The sequence below is a fragment of the Acidovorax sp. A79 genome (assembly GCF_041154505.1).
In the GTDB taxonomy this organism is placed as follows: Bacteria; Pseudomonadota; Gammaproteobacteria; order Burkholderiales; family Burkholderiaceae_C; genus Acidovorax.
On the sequence record NZ_AP028672.1, the window covers coordinates 3,015,626 to 3,034,688 of the forward strand.

General features: G+C 64.4%; 13 protein-coding genes. 7 read left to right on the forward strand and 6 right to left on the reverse strand.

Going from position 1 to position 19,063, the window contains the following annotated elements; genetic code table 11:
* Positions 1-3: 3 nt before the first annotated feature.
* Positions 4-1,947: a bifunctional diguanylate cyclase/phosphodiesterase gene (locus ACAM51_RS13820; RefSeq protein WP_255594802.1), complete on the forward strand. Its 1,944-nt coding sequence runs from the start codon at positions 4-6 to the stop codon at positions 1,945-1,947.
* A gap of 9 nt (positions 1,948-1,956) precedes the next feature.
* Here ACAM51_RS13820 and ACAM51_RS13825 read toward each other — a convergent pair whose 3' ends face one another.
* On the reverse strand, positions 1,957-2,319 hold the full coding sequence (locus tag ACAM51_RS13825; RefSeq protein ID WP_369640939.1) for a YciI family protein: 363 nt from the start codon (positions 2,317-2,319) through the stop codon (positions 1,957-1,959).
* Positions 2,320-2,753: 434 nt separating this feature from the next.
* Here ACAM51_RS13825 and leuA point away from each other — a divergent pair, with 434 nt between their 5' ends.
* The 3 genes from leuA to ACAM51_RS13840 all read left to right on the forward strand — a co-directional run bounded on the left by leuA (position 2,754) and on the right by ACAM51_RS13840 (position 6,337).
* Complete coding sequence (leuA, locus tag ACAM51_RS13830) at positions 2,754-4,433, forward strand: 2-isopropylmalate synthase (protein WP_369640940.1); 1,680 nt, start codon at positions 2,754-2,756, stop codon at positions 4,431-4,433.
* A 132-nt stretch (positions 4,434-4,565) separates the two neighbouring features.
* The gene (locus ACAM51_RS13835; RefSeq protein ID WP_218296386.1) at positions 4,566-5,069 is read left to right on the forward strand and encodes a C40 family peptidase; all 504 of its coding nucleotides are present in this window, start codon (positions 4,566-4,568) and stop codon (positions 5,067-5,069) included.
* 167 nt (positions 5,070-5,236) lie between these two features.
* A complete protein-coding gene (locus ACAM51_RS13840) occupies positions 5,237-6,337 on the forward strand; it encodes a 3-deoxy-7-phosphoheptulonate synthase (RefSeq protein WP_218339316.1) in 1,101 nt (366 codons plus the stop codon).
* 44 nt (positions 6,338-6,381) lie between these two features.
* Here ACAM51_RS13840 and ACAM51_RS13845 read toward each other — a convergent pair whose 3' ends face one another.
* The gene (locus tag ACAM51_RS13845; protein ID WP_218296712.1) at positions 6,382-6,804 is read right to left on the reverse strand and encodes a PaaI family thioesterase; all 423 of its coding nucleotides are present in this window, start codon (positions 6,802-6,804) and stop codon (positions 6,382-6,384) included.
* A gap of 32 nt (positions 6,805-6,836) precedes the next feature.
* Positions 6,837-7,304, reverse strand: coding sequence for a MerR family DNA-binding transcriptional regulator (locus ACAM51_RS13850; protein WP_218296388.1), 468 nt, complete (start codon positions 7,302-7,304; stop codon positions 6,837-6,839).
* Positions 7,305-7,605: 301 nt separating this feature from the next.
* Here ACAM51_RS13850 and ACAM51_RS13855 point away from each other — a divergent pair, with 301 nt between their 5' ends.
* On the forward strand, positions 7,606-12,480 hold the full coding sequence (locus ACAM51_RS13855) for an EAL domain-containing protein (RefSeq protein ID WP_369640941.1): 4,875 nt from the start codon (positions 7,606-7,608) through the stop codon (positions 12,478-12,480).
* Positions 12,481-13,528: 1,048 nt separating this feature from the next.
* Here the strand turns inward: ACAM51_RS13855 and ACAM51_RS13860 are convergent.
* Entirely contained in the window at positions 13,529-14,080 is a 552-nt protein-coding gene (locus tag ACAM51_RS13860) for a Spy/CpxP family protein refolding chaperone (protein ID WP_369640942.1), read from the reverse strand.
* Positions 14,081-14,403: 323 nt separating this feature from the next.
* Here ACAM51_RS13860 and ACAM51_RS13865 point away from each other — a divergent pair, with 323 nt between their 5' ends.
* Together ACAM51_RS13865 and ACAM51_RS13870 are read left to right on the forward strand one after the other, a co-directional pair.
* Positions 14,404-15,417, forward strand: coding sequence for a recombination-associated protein RdgC (locus tag ACAM51_RS13865; RefSeq protein WP_369640943.1), 1,014 nt, complete (start codon positions 14,404-14,406; stop codon positions 15,415-15,417).
* A 132-nt stretch (positions 15,418-15,549) separates the two neighbouring features.
* Complete coding sequence (locus tag ACAM51_RS13870) at positions 15,550-16,584, forward strand: acyltransferase family protein (RefSeq protein ID WP_369640944.1); 1,035 nt, start codon at positions 15,550-15,552, stop codon at positions 16,582-16,584.
* Between the two features lie 104 nt (positions 16,585-16,688).
* Here the strand turns inward: ACAM51_RS13870 and ACAM51_RS13875 are convergent, their stop codons facing one another.
* Together ACAM51_RS13875 and ACAM51_RS13880 are read right to left on the reverse strand one after the other, a co-directional pair.
* Positions 16,689-18,239, reverse strand: a complete 1,551-nt coding sequence (locus ACAM51_RS13875; protein ID WP_369640945.1) for a hypothetical protein — start codon at positions 18,237-18,239, stop codon at positions 16,689-16,691.
* A 16-nt stretch (positions 18,240-18,255) separates the two neighbouring features.
* Positions 18,256-19,059, reverse strand: a complete 804-nt coding sequence (locus ACAM51_RS13880; RefSeq protein ID WP_369640946.1) for a glycosyltransferase family 2 protein — start codon at positions 19,057-19,059, stop codon at positions 18,256-18,258.
* Between the last annotated feature and the right edge of the window lie 4 nt (positions 19,060-19,063).

The following is a 19,063-nucleotide window of genomic DNA, read 5'->3' on the forward strand; positions in this document are numbered from 1 at the left end:
ATGATGACGAAGAAGAATCAGGAAAAAACGAAGGCGCCCGCCATGCCGCAGGCCCCCGCGCAGGAGCCGGGGGCCGCGCAGCCCCTGCCGTCGTCGCGGCTCGTGGCCACCGGCCTCCTGGCCGCGGGCCTGGCGCTGCTGACGGTGGTGCTGGCGCTCACGGGCGTGGACTACTGGAGCACGCGGCAGTCCATGCTGCAGGACAGCCGGGTGGAGGCGGCGATCGTGGCCGACAACATCTCGGCCGCGGTGATGTTCCAGGATGCGCACACGGCCAGCGAGATGCTGGGGGCGCTGAAGGCGTCGCCGATGGTGCTGGGCGCGGACGTCTACGACCGGCAGGGCCTGCTGCTGGCCCACTACGCACGCGACGCGGACCAGGCTTTTCCCGCCACGCTGCCGGCCGCGGGCATGGCCGGTGTGGCCGAGCGCGCGGGGCTGCGCGTGCTGGAGATCGCACGGCCCGTGGAGATGGGCGGCGTGGTGTCGGGCACGCTGTACTTTCGCAAGTCCATGAGCGCGGTGTACGCCCGCCTGGCCATCCGCTTCGTCAGCGCGCTGCTGATCGCGGGGTGCGTGATGGCCCTGGCGGCCGCGATGGTGCTGCGCAGCCAGGCGGCCGTGCGCAACGCCGAAAACCGCCTGCACACGCTCGCCCACACCGACGCGGTCACCGGCACCGGAAACCGGCACGCGTTCAACGAACGCCTGGCCGCCGAGATCGAGCGCGCGCGCGGCCTGGGCTCCCGCGTCGCCCTGGTCTACATCGACCTGGACAACTTCAAGACCCTCAACGACACCTTCGGGCACGCGGCCGGGGACGGCCTCCTGCGCCAGGTGGCCCGGCGCCTGCAGTCCGTGGTGCGCGCCGCCGACGCGATCTCGCGCCTGGGCGGCGACGAGTTCGCCGTGATCCTGCGGCTGGACATGGACGACGCGGCACTGAACACCTACGGCCAGCGCATCGTGGGCGTCTTTCGCCCCACCTTCACCGAAGTGGGCCAGCAGGTGACCATGACCTGCAGCGCCGGGATCGCCATCTTTCCAGACGATGCGGCGGACATGGACAGCCTCGTGAGCAACGCCGACACGGCCATGTACCGGGCCAAGGACATGGGCAAGAACCGGTGCGTGCGGTTTGACGCGTCGATGAACCTGGCGGTGGTCCGCCGCCAGGCCATCGAGCATGCGCTGCGCGCCGCGCTCGACCAGGGCGAGGGCATCGCGCTGCACTACCAGCCCCTGTTCGCCGCCGCCGGCAAGGCGCTGGTGGGCGCGGAGGCGCTGCTGCGCTGGTCGCACCCGGAGCTGGGCCATGTCCCGCCGCTGGAGGCCGTGATGGTGGCGGAGGACTGCGGCCTCATCGTCCCGCTGGGCTACTGGGTGATGCGCACCGCCTGCCGCGATGCCGCCCGGTGGCAAGCCGGCGGGCCCCTGCGGGTATCGGTCAACATCTCGGCGCGGCAGCTGGGCGATGCGCAGTTCCTCGAACGCGTGATGGACATCCTGCGCGAGGAAGGCCTGCCCGCCCACCTGCTGGAGATCGAGCTCACGGAAACCGTGCTCATGGACAACATGGAAGCGGGCGCGCACACGCTGCACCGCCTGAGCCAGCTGGGCATCCACCTGGCCATCGACGACTTCGGCACCGGCTATTCGTCGCTGGCCTACCTGCGGCAGCTGCCGATGCGCCGCCTCAAGATCGACCGCAGCTTCGTCAAGGACCTGCCCGGCCACGAACACAGCCGCACCATCGTCAACGCCATCGTGGCCCTGGCCCATGGCCTGGGGCTGCAGATCACGGCCGAAGGGGTGGAAACGCCGGAACAGGCCGACTACCTGGTGCACCAGGGCTGCGACGTGCTGCAGGGCTACCTGTTTGCGCGGCCGATGCCGGTGGAGCAGTTTCAGGCACTGCTGCAGGAAGGCACCACGCGCCGCGCCTAGCCGCCCAGGTCACGATGCCCCGTGGTAGCACGGCGCCACCTCGCGCACCTCGACGGTGGCCCATTCGGCGGCCGGGCATTCGCGGGCGATGGCCACGGCCTCGTCGCGCGTGGCGCAGTCGAGCAGAAAGAAGCCGCCCACCATTTCCTTCGTCTCGGCGAACGGCCCATCCACCAGCCGGGACTGCCCTTCGCGCACCTGCAGGCGCACGGCCTGGTCGGTGGACGCCAGCGACTCGGTGGCGCGCAGCAGGCCCCGGGCCTTCAGGCCCTCGCCAAAGCGCAGCATGCGGGCATACGCCTCCTGGCCTCCCGCCAGCCCGCGCTCGGCCCGCTGGCCGTGGGGTTCCATGATGAGCAGCATGTAGGGCATGAGAGGGTCTCCTGGCGAAGCGAGAGGGGAGGGTGGCAAAGCGAAAGGCGCCATCCTACCAGCAGCCTTTACTACTGTTTTTATAGCTATCAGCGCTTATCCATCAAGCGCTGGCGGCACTTTTCATCAAAACCTTGCGCAGCGCAGCAAGCCTGTGCTATCTTCAGGCCTCTATGCAACGCAGCATGCTCCTACCCACCCTATCGCTAGGCCTACTAGTGCCTGGCCGGGGTCTGCCTGCGTTCGCCACCGTTGCCTGATACGCTCAGCGCAACACCTGATCTCCCCCTGACCCCGGCCCGCGAACCAGCCTTTGCACATGCAAAGGGCTGCAGGGGATGTCACACGTTTTGTTTTTTCATTCATTTCGTCTGACCCGTGCACCGCGCCTGTTTTCTTTCTGCGCACCGCACACACCGTTCGTGGAGCCTCTCATGATTGCCAAGCCCGCCACCAAGTACCAGCCCATCGCCCCGGTCGCGTTGACCGACCGCCAGTGGCCCACCCGCAGCATCACCCGCGCGCCCGTGTGGCTCTCCACCGACCTGCGCGACGGCAACCAGGCGCTGTTCGAGCCGATGAACGGCGAGCGCAAGATGAAGCTCTTTGAGGAGCTGGTGCGCATCGGCTTCAAGGAGATCGAGGTCGGCTTTCCGGCCGCGTCGCAGACCGACTTCGACTTCGTGCGCCGCCTCATCGACGAAAACCTCATCCCCGCTGACGTGACCATCATGGTCATGACCCAGTCGCGCGAGGACCTGATAGCGCGCACGGTGGAGGCCGTGAAGGGCGCACCCCGCGCCATCGTGCACCTGTACAACGCCACGGCGCCTGCCTGGCGGCGCATCGTGTTCGGCATGAACGTGACGCAGGTGATGCAGCTCATCGCGCACCACGTGGGCTACCTCAAGCAGCTCACCGACGCGCAGCCCGCCACAGCGTGGACGCTGCAGTACTCGCCCGAGACCTTCAGCGCCACCGAGCTCGACGTGTCGCTCAAGGCCTGCCAGACGGCCATCGCGGCCTGGAACGCCGGCCCCGGCCGCCCCATCATCATCAACCTGCCCACCACGGTGGAGAACGCCACGCCCAACGTGTTCGCCGACCAGATCGAATGGATGGACCGGCGCCTCGCCCCCCGCGAGCACATCACACTCTCGGTGCACCCGCACAACGACCGCGGCACCGGCGTGGCCGCAGCAGAGCTGGCGATGATGGCCGGTGCCGACCGTGTGGAAGGCTGCCTCTTCGGCAACGGCGAGCGCTGCGGCAACGTGGACATCGTGACCTTGGCGCTCAACATGTACACGCAGGGCGTGCACCCGAACCTCGACTTCTCGGACATCACCTCGGTGGCGCGCATCGCCGAGGAATGCACCTCGCTGCCGGTGCACCCGCGCCACCCCTACGCGGGCGACCTGGTGTTCACCGCGTTCTCGGGCTCGCACCAGGATGCGATCAAGAAGGGCTTTGCGGCGCAGGACCCGAACGCGCTGTGGGAAGTGCCGTACTTGCCCATCGACCCCGCGGACCTGGGCCGCACGTACGACAGCGTGATCCGCGTGAACAGCCAGTCGGGCAAGGGCGGCATCGCGTTCTTGCTGGAGCGCGAACACGGCGTGGTGATGCCGCGCCGCATGCAGGTCGAATTCAGCGCCGTGGTGCAGCGCCAGACGGACGCGAGCGAAGGCGAGATGAGCGGCGAGGCACTGTGGGACCTGTTCCAGGCCACCTACCTGCGCGCCCCGGCCCGGGCGGCCATCATCTGCCACAGCCACCGGCTCGATGAAGACGGGCAGGGCATCGAGCTGGACGTGACCATCGACGGCATGCGCCAGCATTTGCGCGGCCAGGGCAACGGGCCGATCGCGGCCACGGTGGATGCGCTGGGCCTGCCGCTGCGCGTGGACCACTACGAAGAGCGCGCCACCGGCACGGGGGCCCACGCCCAGGCGCTGGCCATCGTGGAGGCCGCGATGGAGGGCGTGGCCGGCTCCACCTTCGGCGCGGGCATGAGCCACAACATCGTGACGGCGTCGGTGTTGGCCATCGTGAGCGTGGCCAACCGGCTGGCAGAGCGGCGCCAGGGCGTGGCCGCGACGGCGGCGGTGTGACCCCGCCGCTGTTGTAAAAAAGATAGCTGCCAGCGCTTTTCCACCAAGCGCTGGCGGCATTTTTGGCCAATAGCCCCAGGCCATGGGCGGAGTCCGCGCAGGCGCCGGGGCCTATCCGTTACCCTTCGGGCCATGCGCGTTGTTTTTCACAGACTGGCCTTGGCCGCCTGCACCGCCGCCCTGCTGGCGCTGGGCGGCTGCGGCACCTCGCGGCCCCCATCGCCTTCTTCGTCAGCCCCGGTACGCACCACCCCACCCCTGACCGCGGAGCAGGCGCACGACATCGCCATCCACGCGCTCGGCCTGGTGGGCACGCCGTACCGCTACGGCGGCAACACGCCCGATGCGGGCTTTGATTGCAGCGGGCTGATCGGCTATGTGTACCGCAACCAGGTGGGCACCCCGCCGCCCCGCACGGTGGCGCAGCTCAACAGCTGGGGCTACCCCATCGACGGCAGCGAGCTGCGCGCCGGAGACCTCGTGGTGTTCGGCACGGGCCGCCAGCCCAACCATGCGGGCATCTACGTGGGGGAAGGGCGCTTCGTGCACGCGCCGTCCACCGGCGGCACGGTGCGGCTCGACCAGCTGCAGTCGCGGCACTGGTCGCGGCAGAATGCGGCGTTCCGGCGGCCGTAGCGGCTCCCCCTGAGTCGCCTTCGGCGCCTTCCCCCTGAGGGGGACGACGCCCTTGCTGCGGGGCGGCCCTTGCTCGGCGTCCCTCGCCTGGGACGCGCCAGTTGCAGGCAGTGTGACCACATCGTCGGCCAGCCGATGGCCCCGCCCGCGCGACAATCGGGGCCACCATGACCCACGCACACCGCTCCGCCACCCCGATCTCCACCCACGACACGACACGCATCGACGACACGCGCATCAAGGCCGTGCGCCCGCTCATCACGCCGGCGCTGCTGCAGGAGTGGCTGCCCACGCCCGACGCCGCGCAGACCCTGGTGGAAACCAGCCGTGCCGCCATCTCGCGCGTGCTGCACGGCCAGGACGACCGGCTCATCGTGGTGGTGGGCCCCTGCTCCATCCACGACCACGACCAGGCGATGGACTACGCGCGCCAGCTGAAGATCCAGGCCGACGCGCTGCAGGCCGACCTGCTGGTCGTGATGCGCGTCTACTTTGAAAAACCCCGCACCACCGTGGGCTGGAAGGGCTACATCAACGACCCCCGCCTGGATGGCAGCTTCGCCATCAACGAGGGGCTGGAGCTGGCGCGCCAGCTGCTGCTGGACGTGCTGGCCACGGGCCTGCCGGTGGGCACCGAGTTCCTGGACCTGCTCTCGCCGCAGTTCATCAGCGACCTGGTGAGCTGGGGCGCCATCGGCGCGCGCACCACCGAGAGCCAGAGCCACCGCCAGCTGGCCAGCGGCCTCTCGTGCCCCGTGGGCTTCAAGAACGGCACCGACGGCGGCGTGAAGGTGGCCAGCGACGCCATCCAGGCCGCGCAGGCGTCGCATGCCTTCATGGGCATGACCAAGATGGGCCAGGCCGCGATCTTCGAGACGCGCGGCAACCAGGACTGCCACGTGATCCTGCGCGGCGGCAAGCAGCCCAACTACAGCGCGGCCGATGTGGATGCCGCCTGCGCCATGCTCCAGGCGGCGGGCCTGCGCGAGCAGGTGATGATCGACGTGAGCCACGCCAACAGCAGCAAGCAGCACCAGCGCCAGATCACCGTGGCGGACGACGTCGCCCGGCAGATCGCCGCGGGCGACCGGCGCATCACCGGCCTCATGATCGAGAGCCACCTGCAGGAAGGCCGCCAGGACATCGTGCCCGGCCAGCCGCTCGCGCCCGGCGTGTCGGTGACCGATGCCTGCATCAGCTTCGCGCAGACGGTGCCGGTGCTGGAAGGCCTGGCCGCCGCCGTGCGCGCGCGGCGCGCACGCGCCTGACCGACCCGCCGGCCCGGCGCTCTCTCTGCAGCGGGCCACGGCAGCTACCGTGGCGCCACGGTGGCGTCGATGTTGCGGGCCGTGGCCAGCAGCGTGGCGCACAGCGTTTCCTTGCCATCCGCATCCACAGCGAACACATCGGACGCGCACACCGTGAGCAGCCGCGCCGCGTCGATGACGCGCCCGCGCGCCCGCAGGCACACGCCCCGTGCGGGGGCCACGAGTTTCACGGTGGCGTCCACCGTGGCATTCACCCAGCCCGGCGGCAGCACGCTGCCGGCCGCGCCCACGGCGGCGAAGTCGGCCACGGCAAACACGGCGGTGGCCTGCAGCTGGCCGGGGCGGAAGCAGAAGGCGTCGCTCACCGGAATCTCCACCTCCACCGCGCCCGGCTCGGCGCGCACGAAGCGCAGGCCCAGCGTGCGCGCCATGGGCATGGCCAGCACCAGGGACCGAAGATGGTCCATGGGCGCGGCGGCGGAATGTGCGGACAAAGAGGTCATGGTGCTTTCCTTGCGGAGGTGGTGGATGGACGGGTGCGGGCCGATGGGGGTGGCGTGGCGGGGGGCCGCACGCGCGGCCAGGGCGCCGGTGGCGCCGACACGGCGGTACGCGGCCTTGCCTGCTGCGCCTGCAGCCAGGCCTGGTGCTCCAGCACGCGCTGCTTCTGGGCCCGCAGCGCATCGATCTGCTCGTCCAGCGCCTGCGCGCGCTCCTGCAGGGCCTGCACCATGGTCTCGGTGCGCAGGGTGCCTGCCCGGTAGGCGCCCAGGCGCAGGGCGATCTGCGGCAGGGTGAAGCCAAGCTGGCGCGACATGGCGATGAACACGACCTCGCGCTGCATGCGCGGTGGATAGTCGCGGTAGCCATTGGCCCGCCGGCGCGGCTGCAGGAGCCCCAGCCGCTCATAGTGGCGCAGGGCGTGGACGGAAACCGAGGTGCGTTGCGCGAGTTCGGATATCTGCATGGCACGCAGCCTAGCAAGCATGGCGCTGCGCGAAGGTTGCCGGGGTGACTGGCGGCGTTCTGGGGCAAACCCGCATGGTGGTGACCGCTCGGTCCGGCGCTCTGCGGTGTAGGATTCACGTTTCAGGGGGCAGCGCGAGCGCGTGCTTCTTCTGCCCGCACCCCGTCCGGTTCTTTTCTTGCCGCCCGACCCCTTTGACGACGACGCTGTTCCAGTTCTTGCGCAACAAGCTCCAGGCCCCCCGGGCGCTGGAACTGGGGTGCGCGCCAGCGGGCACAGCCAACGCCACAGCGGCCTGACCATGCCGCCAGCCCACGCACCCGAAGAGGCAGCGCGGCTCACGGCACTGCAGTCCTACGCGATCCTCGACACCCCCGCGGAAGAAGGCTTCGACCAGCTGGCCACGCTGGCCGCACGGGTGTGCGGCTGCCCCATCGCCGTGGTCAATTTTCTCGACAGCGAGCGCCAGTGGTTCAAGGCGGCGGTCGGCATTCCCTTCCAGCAGACCGAGCGCGCCATCGCGTTCTGTGCCCAGGCACTGGACGGCGGCCGCGAACCGGTGGTGGTGCCCGACGTCACGCTCCACCCCGTGTTCGCCAGCAATCCCCTGGTGCTGGGCGAACCCCATGTCCGCTTCTACGCCTGCGTGCCGCTGGTGACGCCCGAGGGGTTCACCCTGGGCACCCTCGCGGTGGTGGACACCGTGCCCCGCACGCTGGAGGAAGGGCAGATCGAGGGCCTCACGATCCTCGCGGGCCAGGCCATGGTGCAGCTGGAGCTGCGCCGCCAGAAAAAGCTGCTGGCCCAGCTCGTGCGGGAGCGCGACCAGATGCATGCCGAGATGGTCGCGCAGGGCGAGGCACAGCGCGTGGCGGGGCGGATCGCCCGCGTGGGCGGCTGGACGGTCGAACTGCCCGGGATGCAGCTCGTGTGGTCGCAGGAGATCGCGGCCGCCTATGGGCTCCACCACCGCGTGGGCGAGCTGGCGCAGGTCCTGCAGCTGTACACGCCGCCCTACCGGCCGCAGATGCAAAAGGCGTTCGATGACTGCCGGCACCACGGCACGCCCTTTGACGTGGAAGCCGAGGTGGACATGCCGGGCGGCAGGCGCTTCTGGGTGCGCACCGCCGGGCAGGCGGCGCGCGATGCCGGGGGACGCATCGTCCGCATCCAGGGGGCCTTCCAGGACATCACGGCCCAGCACCTGGCCCAGGAGGCGCGCCGTGAAAGCGAGGAGCGCTTTCACCTCGTCTCGCGCGCCACGGCCGATGCCGTCTGGGACTGGAACCTGGACACCGACCTCATGTGGTGGAACGAAGGCATGCAGAACCTGTTCGGCGTGCCGCTCGACCAGCTGCCGCCCGACAGCACCTCGTGGACGCTGCGGCTGCATCCCGAAGACAGCGAAGAAATCCTCCGGGGCCTCCACGCGGCCATTGGCGGCACGGACAACCACTGGTCCGCCGAATACCGCTTCCGGCGCCAGGACGGCAGCTATGCCTGGGTGCTGGACCGGGGCTTCCTGATCCGCGACGCCGAAGGCAAGGCCGTGCGCATGGTGGGCGGCATGACCGACATCAGCGCGCAGAAGCTGACCGAACTCGATGCCCAGCGCGATGCGCAGAACCATGCGGAGCTACTGCAGGTGCAGCAGCGCATCTCGTCGCTGGACATGCCCCTGCCCGAGGTGCTCCAGCTCGTGGCCGACACCGTGCTGCGCCAGACGCTGGCGCGCGGGGCGCTGGTGGAGCTGCTGCAGGGCCGCCAGCTGGTGGCGCAGGCATCGGCGGGCGACCACGTGCGGCCCGTGGGCCACATGCTGGCGGCCGACCAGAGCCTGCTGTGGCCCGCCCTGCGCGAAGGGCGCACCGTGGTGTGCAATGACACCGAGGCCGAGGGCTGGGACATGGTTTCGCTGCCTCACCGGCACGGCGTGCGCTCCGTGATGGCGGTGCCGCTGCGCACCGCCGAGGGCGTGGTGGGCTCGCTCAAGGTCGTTTCGGACAAGGCCCACGCGTTTTCGCGGCGCGACGTCGCGCACCTGGAGATCCTCACCGAATCCCTGGGCGCGATGGTGCAGCTGCGGCATGTGGCGGGGCAGCTGCGGGCATCGGAGCAGCAGTACCGCATGCTGTTCGACGAGCACCCCCATCCGATGTGGGTGTACGACAGGGAAACGCTGCGCCTGCAGGCCGTGAACCAGTCGATGGAGACGCACTACGGCTATGCCGAAGCCGAGCTGCTGGGGATGGACATGACGGACCTGTGGCCGGCGGAGCGCCGCGCCAGCATCCGGGCGACCATCAACGCGATTGCGATGGACCAGCGCAACAAGCCGGTCATCAGCCGCCACGTCAAGAAGGACGGCACGTTCATGGACGTGGAAATCACGGCGGGCAGCATCAGCTTCAACGGCCGCCCCGCGCGCCAGGTGCTGGCCACCGACGTGACCGAGCGCCTGCGCACCGAACGCGAACTGGCCCGCATGGGCCGCGCGCAGCGCCTCTTGAGCGCCTGCAACGAAACCCTCGTGCGCGCCACGTCCGAGACAGCGCTGCTGCAGGCGATCTGCCACATCGCCGTGGACATCGGCGGCTACCGCATGGGATGGGTGGGCTTCGCGCTGGACGACGAACGCAAGTCCATCCAGCCCGTGGCCCACGCGGGCCACAACCAGAACTACCTGGAGAACCTGCACCTGTCCTGGTCGGCCGAGGACCGCTACGGCCGGGGTCCCGCGGGCATGGCCGTGCGCTCGGGCAAGCCGGTGATCGTGCAGGACATCCGCGCCGAGGGCGATTTTGCCGACTGGACCGAGCGCATGCTGGACAACGGCTTTCACGGCGTGATCTGCCTGCCGCTGCGCGACCGCGATCGCACCTTCGGCCTGCTGTACCTGTATGCGCCGGACATCCTGCAGATCAGCCCCGAAGAGGCGGCCCTGCTGCAGGAGCTCTCCAACGACCTGGCCTTTGGCATCACCAGCCTGCGCGCGCAGAAGGCGCAGCAGCGGCTGCAGGCCTCGGTGCTCAAGGTGGCGGCCGCCGTGTCGGCGAGCACGGGCACGGAGTTTTTCGTGCAGCTGGTGCGCAACATGGCCGATGCGCTGGGGGCCCAGGGCGGCTGCGTGGTGCGGCTGCTGCCACCGGTGGAAGGGCAGGCCCCGCGGGTGGTCACGCTCGCGGCGGTGCTCGATGGCCAGATGCTGCCCAACGACGAATACACCCTGGAAGGCACGCCCAGCCTCATGCTGCTGTCGCAGCGCGCGTATGTGGTGACCGAGAAGGTGCAGCAGCTGCACCCCGAGGCGCCCATGCTGCGCCATGTGGGCGCGCAGGGCTATGCGGGCCAGCAGCTGTGCAATGCCGATGGCGAGGTGGTGGGCATCGTGTTCGTGCTGTTCCGCCAGCCCATCGCCGAGACGGACTTCATCACCTCCACGCTGCAGATCTTTGCCGCGCGCGCCTCGTCCGAGATCGACCGGCAGCTGGCGGATGCCCGCATCCGCCACCAGGCCTCGCTGCTGGACAAGGCGCAGGACGCGATCCTGGTGCGCGACCTGGAGCACCGCATCATCTTCTGGAACAAAAGCGCCGAGCGCCTGTATGGCTGGTCGCAGCTGCAGGCGCTGGGCCAGTCCATCGAAACGCTGCTCTACGACGACCCCACCCATTTCCGCCACGCCACGCGCACGGTGCTGGAGCAGGGCGAGTGGACGGGCGAGATCGTGCAGCGCCACCGCGACGGCAGCACCATCGAGGTCGAGGGCCGCTGGACCCTGGTGCGTGGCGACAACGGCCAGCCGCAGTCCATCCTGGCCATCAACACCGACATCCGCCAGCGCAAGGCCAACGAGCGCGAGATCCAGCGCCTGGCGTTCTACGACGCGCTCACCGGCCTGCCCAACCGCATGCTGCTGATGGACCGCATGGGCCATGCGCTGGCCAACGCCCACCGGCGCCTGCAGGGCGGGGCGCTGCTGTTCATCGACCTGGACAACTTCAAGACCCTGAACGACACCCTGGGCCACGACCAGGGCGACCTGCTGCTGCAACAGGTGGCGCAGCGCCTGAACACCTGCGTGCGCAGCGTGGACACGGTGGCCCGGCTGGGCGGCGACGAGTTCGTGGTGATGCTCGAGGAGCTCAGCCCCAGGCCACACGAACTGGCCCTGCACGCGCGCAGCGTGGGCGAGAAGATCCTCACCATGCTGGCCGTGCCCTACGCGCTGGCAGGGTACCAGTACCGCAGCACGCCCAGCATCGGCATCGCGCCGTTCACGGGCGAGCAGACCAGCGTGGGCGAGCTGCTCAAGCAGGCGGACCTGGCCATGTACCAGGCCAAGACGGCGGGGCGCAACACGCTGCGCTTCTTCGACCCTGACATGCAGGCCGTGGTGACCGCCCGCGCCGGGCTGGAGACCGACCTGCGCGCCGCGCTCGCGCAGGAGGAATTCCTGCTGCACTTCCAGCCGCAGATGCACCTGTCCGGCCGCTGCGTGGGGGTGGAGGCGCTCGTGCGCTGGGCCCACCCGCAGCGCGGCATGGTGCCGCCCGCGCAGTTCATCCCGCTGGCCGAGGAGACGGGCCTCATCCTGCCCCTGGGCCGCTGGGTGCTGCACACGGCCTGCAAGCTGCTGGCCAGCTGGCAGGACGACCCGGCCCTGGCCCACCTGACCATGGCGGTGAACGTGAGCTCGCGCCAGTTCCGCCACGCCAGCTTCGTGGACGACGTGGCCCGCGTGCTGGCCATCACCGGCGCGCCGGCGCATCTGCTCAAGCTGGAGCTGACCGAAAGCCTGCTGGTGGAAGACATGGAAACCACCATCGCCACGATGGCCGCGCTGCGCTCCTATGGCGTGGGCTTCTCGCTGGACGACTTCGGCACCGGCTATTCCAGCCTGAGCTACCTGAAGCGCATGCCGCTGGACCAGCTCAAGATCGACCAGAGCTTTGTGCGCGACCTGCTGACCGACCCCAACGACGCGGCCATCGTGGACACCATCATCGGCCTGTCGCGCAGCCTGGGCCTGGAAGTCATCGCCGAAGGGGTGGAAACCCCCGAGCAACGCGAGCTGCTGGCCCGCGCGGGCTGCCTGCACTACCAGGGCTACCTCTTCAGCCGACCCCTCTCCGCGGACGTTCTGGGGGCCTTCCTGCGGTCCTGCGCCGCGTAGCGAGCTTCCGCCGGCCCGTCTTCGGGGTTCAGTCCCCACCCGCGGCGGATCGCCGCGCCCCTGCCTTCGCCCTCCTTTGCGTGCACCTGTCCGTCCGCAAGGCCCCACAAGGTGTTGCCGCGGCACCGCGTGCCCGGCGCGGGAAGTTCTCCCCTGTCTTCTTCTTATGTTTTCTATAAATACATAGTCGTAGTAGTAGAAGGCGGCCCAGGATGTGGACAACTGCCTTTTCCCTCGCCGTGGCGCGCACTTGCACGCCGCCCAACCCTGTGCACCGATCCCTCTTTCCGCTGTCGCGCGAAAGGGGACAAAACACGGCCACGGCCTTTTTCTGTGGATAACCAGGCGGTTGTGCCAAAACTATCCCCAGTTTTACGCACTGGACATTCCCACAGAGAGGTTTGGCATTGAAATGGCACGAAGCGCTGATGGAGGAAGCGCCAACAGCTACTCTATTGATAGCAAATGGGAAATGTGAAGGCCCGTCAGGCGGTGGCGTAAGGAACCTGCGGGCTGGCGCGGAGCCCTGTCCGCTCCGCGTCGGCCTCTTCGGCGCCGGCCGCTTCATCGCGAGCCGCCGTGTGGAGCGGTGCCGGGGGCTCGGCTCCACGGACGTTGGGGGGCACGAAAAAGAGGTTCTGGTTATTCTTTTATGGTTCTATATATAAATAGCAGTAGTAGTAGAGCACCTCATTTTTTGTGGACAAGGGGTTTTTTTCCAATGCTGGCGCGGGGTTGCGTGGCCGCAAACTCTGTGCGGCGGGCGGCGCAAAGTCCGGGGCTCACAGACAACAACTTCGGCGCAGCGCCTTCTTCTGTGGATAACCAGCAGGTTGTGCCACAACTGCCCCCAGGGTTATCCACAAACGCCGTCCAAGGCGACCGCCTGCGTGGCCGGAAAGCACAAAGCCCGGGGTCCAGTCAGGACCCCGGGCTTGGGGAGCACGGGAAGAAAAAGTAAAAGGCAGCGCCGGCTGCACGCCGGGAACCCGTCCCCAGGGCCGCCGCCCCGCAGGGCGTGCGGGGGCGGTGGGGGTTGGGTGGGGCGTTACTTCGCCGGTGCGGCGGGCGATGGATGGCCCTCGCCGCCGCGCATGCCGCCGCCGCCGTGGTGGTGGTCGCGCATGCGCTGGTGGCCGCGGTGCGCCTGCGCATCGAAGGTCTTCTGCTGGTCTGGCGTCAGGGCGGCGTAGAAGGTCTTGGTGGCCTCGCCCCGGCGGTCGGCCTCGGCGGCGTGCTGGGCGCGCAGGGCCCGCATGCGGTCGATGCGTTCGGGCGTGGTGAGCTTGTCCATGTCCTTTCGGTCCAGGCGGGCGGTGCGTTCCCCGGGCTGCATCGCGGTGCTGAAGGCCGTCCAGGCGGGTTCCTGGGCGGCGCTCAGCTTGAGCTGGTCCTTCAGGGCGGCCATGCGCTTGGCCATGTGGGCCTGGTGGCGCGCATGGTGCTCGTGGCGGTCACCCCCTGCCTTGTGGCGGCCTTCGGTGGTTGCGGTGGCACCCGCCGCAGGCGGGGCGGCTGGAGGTTGCTGGGCCAGGACCGGCAGGGCCAGTGCAGCGAGAACAGCGGTGGCGGCCAGGCGGTGTTGGAATCTGAAAACCATGGTGTGAGTCCTTTCACAGGGTTGGGAACTCGCCAGGACGACCGTTCCGGCGATTGAGGGCCAGTGTCCGCCCCACATGTATCGCCGCCATACCGGTTGGGTGAGGCTGTGTAAAGTTTCCAAAAGAAACACCCCGCGCATGTCTCGTGAAGGGGGACGGCGCCAGTGGCACGGCAAGGCCCGTTCCACGGCGTCTGCCGGCTGTGATCGTGCCTGTTCATCCGCTCGCGGGTGCGCGGACCGCCAGGGATGGACGGCAGGAAAACTCTCCCGCAGAACCACCGACAATGGCGCATTCCGTCCCAGAAAAGAAAAGGTTTTCCGTGTTCAAGAACATGATCGTGTACCGCATTGCGCCGCAATGGCAGGTCGAATTGACACAAGTGGAAGAGGCCCTGGCCAAGGCGCCCTTCATCGAATGCGGCGCCACGCAGGAAAAGTCCCTGGGCTGGGTGCCGCCGCGTGGCGAACAGCACGGCCAGCTGGCCGAGTCGGTCGGGGGCCAATGGATCCTGCGCTTCATGGTCGAGTCCAAGGTGCTGCCCGGCAGCGTGCTGGCACGCCGCGTGAAGGAAAAGGCAGAACGCATCGAGCAGGAAACCGGCCGCAAGCCTGGCAAGAAGGAAAGCAAGGAACTCAAGGACGAGGCCAAGCTGGACCTGCTGCCCATGGCGTTCACCAAGCAGGGTTCCATGTGGGTGTGGATCGATACGGCATCGCGCCTGCTCGTGCTGGACACCTCCAGCCAGGGCCGTGCGGACGAAGTCGTCACGCTGCTGGTCGAATCGCTGCCCGGCCTGTCGGTGTCGCTCATCAACACCCAGACCAGCCCGCAAGCGGCCATGTCCCACTGGCTCAAGGAACAGGAGCCGCCCGTGGGCTTCACCGTGGACCGCGAATGCGAGCTCAAGAGCGCCACCGAGGAAAAGGCCGTGGTGCGCTATGCCCGCCACCCGCTGGACATCGAAGAGGTGCAGGCCCACATCGACGCCGGCAAGCTGCCCACCAAGCTCGCACTCACCTGGGACGACCGCGTGAGCTTCATGCTCACCGAGGGGCTGCAGATCAAGAAGGTCTCGTTCCTGGACACGGTGTTCGAAGGCACCAAGGCCGATGACGGTGGCTTTGACACCGACGTGGCGATCGCCACGGGCGAGCTGGTCAAGCTGATTCCGGACCTCATCGAGGCGCTGGGGGGCGAGGCGGAGAGTGGGGTGGCGGAGGCTTCGGCGGCAGCTACCGTGGCAACGCCCTTGCCCGCCGCCCGCACCGGTGCAGTTGTGACAGGGCCTGTACAGGTGCCAGTGGACACGGATCCCGACTCTGCGCCGTTTTGATGGCTGGGGCAGGGTGCAGGCGCCCACGGCCGGGGGAGTTCATGCTGGCCGGATTTCACCAAGTGCCGAATCGCAGGCAAGTGAGGCCTACCATTCTGGAGTCAATATTCAATTTTATCGATATAAAAATAAATGAATAACAACATCCAAACCTCGAAAAATCACTCCGTCGAGACTTTAAGAGCAGCAGCGGTGATTCTGGTATTCATGAATCACCTCCATTCCTTGAATATTCTTACCATTCCCTATTTTGGAATAGTGGGGGGATGGATTGGGGTGCAGATTTTTTTTGTGATCAGCGGATACCTGATCATACAGAGCGCGCTACGATATTCCGCTGTCGACTATATAAAGCACCGGGTGCTTAGAATATATCCTGCCTATCTGTTTTGGTTTTTTGTGTTCTCCTTGGTTTTTAAGCAATTCCAAATTGATGCAATTGATTTCAAAAGTCTCTTGATCCATCTGCTTTTCCTGCAGCATTTTTTTCCGGCCGCTTACTTAAAATACAACGCCTTGAGCGTCAGCTGGACACTGACCATCGAGATGGTGTGGTATGTGGTTGCCTTTTTCATCGCGACAAGGTTTTTCAAAAGCCCGTCGAAAATCACTGCGGTGTTTGTGTTGATTGCCTGTTTCTGGGTATATGGTGGCGCAAACTGGCATCCACTGGTGAAAAGTCTGGAGGGGATATATATATATTTCTTCGTGCACAACAATGCAATAGCACAAATGCCATTTTTCCTCTTTGGTGCATGGATTGCAGTCAAGCAACCAAAGTATGACAAAGCAGCATTGGCATCTATTTTTATATCCACCATAGTTCTTTATAAATCGTGGGAGCCGGTATTTTCAACGCCTATTTTCATCACGGGTCTGGGTATTTCCGCGCTCTTTTTGCTTTTGAAGGACATTGAATATGAAAATTCTAAGCCAGTAAAAATACTGTCGGATATATCCTATTCATTTTATCTTATTCATTATCCGATACTGGTTCTGTCATCGTATGTTGTTCAGAACAAATATCATCGGACGTTCTTGGCATTCTTGGCCACGGTGATCATTTCTTATATCAGCTACAAACTGATTGAACAGCCATTCATGAACATGGCGAAGAGGAAGAAAGAAAGATTGCCAAGAGCGCTATCGCCGGAAACTGGCCGTTGAGTCACTTCAAGGGCGTTCGCGGGTAGAAGGGGGGCTTTGTTGGGCGTTTGTGGAGCCGGGCAGCGCCAAGCCGGGAACCATGCACCACGACTCCGACTGCAATATCAACGCGCCCTGGAGTCAGGTCGCCCATCCAGAGGATCACTTCGGCTATTCCATACAGAAGGTATTTCTTCTGCTGAAATATCCTTTCTGATGTAATAGGGGCGACCGGGGACTTTGTTGTATAAGTTGTCCATGAGATTCTGAATGCAGCCCGCATAGCTGCTCCATGGATACAGACCCCATACTGTCCACTGATCGATCAACATGACTTTAGGTCGGTAATCTGATATCTCTTGACAAGCATCGATTTTGATTCCTAGTATCGGATCTTCATTGTATTTTTCCTGCCAAGGGAGGTAGAAAAAATGTCCTGAGGCGGGAAGCCTTTCAGAGGCTAAGTATTGAAAGTTCTGAAACGAATAGACAATTATTTTTTCGTCTTTGTTAGTATATTTCTTGACGAGCCGGGAGAATTCGGTTTCAGTTGGTATTTTATTTTCATTGAGTTCTTGCCGGACTCCCGGAAGAAGCAACGACGATTTGGTTATGAAGAATAGGGATATGGCAAGAGTTGCGTATTTCAGGAGGAGTGCGTATCCCTGAATTTTTCCTAGAATTGGCAGGATTGAAAGGGCCACGAATACGTAATAGTAAGCGAGCCCATGAAAATCAACGCCCCTGATGAGCAGGCTGCCTATACCCGCTGCCAGAAGCCCTGATCGCCATGGTATTTTCTTCTCGTACGCGGCGAGACTGAAAATTCCCACCGAAGCAATAACCAGGCTTAGGATGGTGAGGGGGTTCTTCGCCAGATTGTCCCACGCAGACTGAATAATCGATAGAAGTGAAGGGGTTCCTATATAGATCGGAAGTACTTCTGAATTTAAATAAAAATGAAATGCTATATACCCCTTCACCGAACCGTAGACAGCAAGAAAAAGCAAATTTAGTGCGATGCCTATTAATAGTCCGACTGTTGATGCTTTGATGAATGGCCTTGCCAGAGAAGCAAAAAATAGGATGGCGGCAATGGGGATGTAGGTAACAGCCAGGAACGGAAGGCAAGAAAGAAGCAAAGACCCGACGAAGACCCTGTTCGGGGTCAACAGATTCTGATCAATGATTGAAGGAAATGTGTATAAGAACAGTATTATTAGAATGAGCGGTCCGACAATTGCTTGATACGTATACATGTGCCCCAGGAATAGGGGCATGAGAAAAATCGTGAATGAAAACGCATAAACAACGGAAAATATGCGTGTCGTATTATTTTTTAATATGGGTGAATAGTATATTGCGCAGAGACTGATGAGTTGTAAAAGGGCGACGGGAACCCGATGGCCGCGCACTCCAAAATCCCCCATGGATTCCATGGCCACGCCGGATAGAAATGTAAGGGGGCCATGATGGTTAAATATCTCTGAGTACAGATGTTTTCCGGCTGCCATCATCTTGGCTGTTACGATGGTTTCTGATTCATCTCCCCATTCCTTCTGCCTGAGAAGAAAATACTGATACCTTGTCCCTAGTATCGTGCACAGCAGGAACAAGAAGCCGAGAATATAGTTGAATCCATTATTTCCGGACTCGGAATAAAATAATCTTTTCATCTATGCTCAATGCGCCTTATGCGTCATACCTTCCCAGGCAGGCGCGAAAAAGTGTTGAAAGTACCGAGATATTTCCTCTGAAGCTGCTTATTTTCGTGGGCACTTCACCTGCAGGGTATCTTCTTGTTGTGGGAATTTCCAAGCACTTGTAGCCTTCTTTTGGCGCTTTGTACGAGAGATAGGCCAAAAGCTCGTAAGCAGAAAAAATTTCCCTGAAGGGAGATATTTTTCTGTCCAGGAGCATTTGTCTGCTATAGGCCCGGAAGCCCTGGGTTGTATCTGTCCAGTGAAAGCCAGAAGCAATGCTTAAAACGGGGGCGTGGATAAATCGAATGGCAAAATATCGAGACGCCGGCGTGTTTTCCGCGATTCCGCCTGAAATGAAACGGGAAGCCTGAACAAAATCGACCCCCTTTTGAAGGGCTTGGATGAAGCGCGGAATGGCCTCTGGATCATCTTTGTCATTGCCGTCGATGGTGACGATTCCCTGATATCCGTGGTCGAGGGCAAAGGCATAGGCACAGCGTAGTTGCGCACTGAGCTTTCCAGGCCCTTTCTTGACAAGCAAACCACTGACATCAAGGTTCTTCAAGGTGGCGGGATTGGTGGATCCGTCGCTGCTTCCACCATCCACGATGATGATGTCAGCCAGCTTCGAAATGCCGCACGCCTGCATGCGCTGCAACAGCTTCTGAATGCGTTCCCCTTCATTGATGACGGGAACGACAACGCACCAAGGGTGCTCACGACCCAACCAGAGAGGCGCATCAAAGTCGGGAATTTGCCAAGAGGCTCTTGCTTCAGGAGCAATGTCGGACATGGTT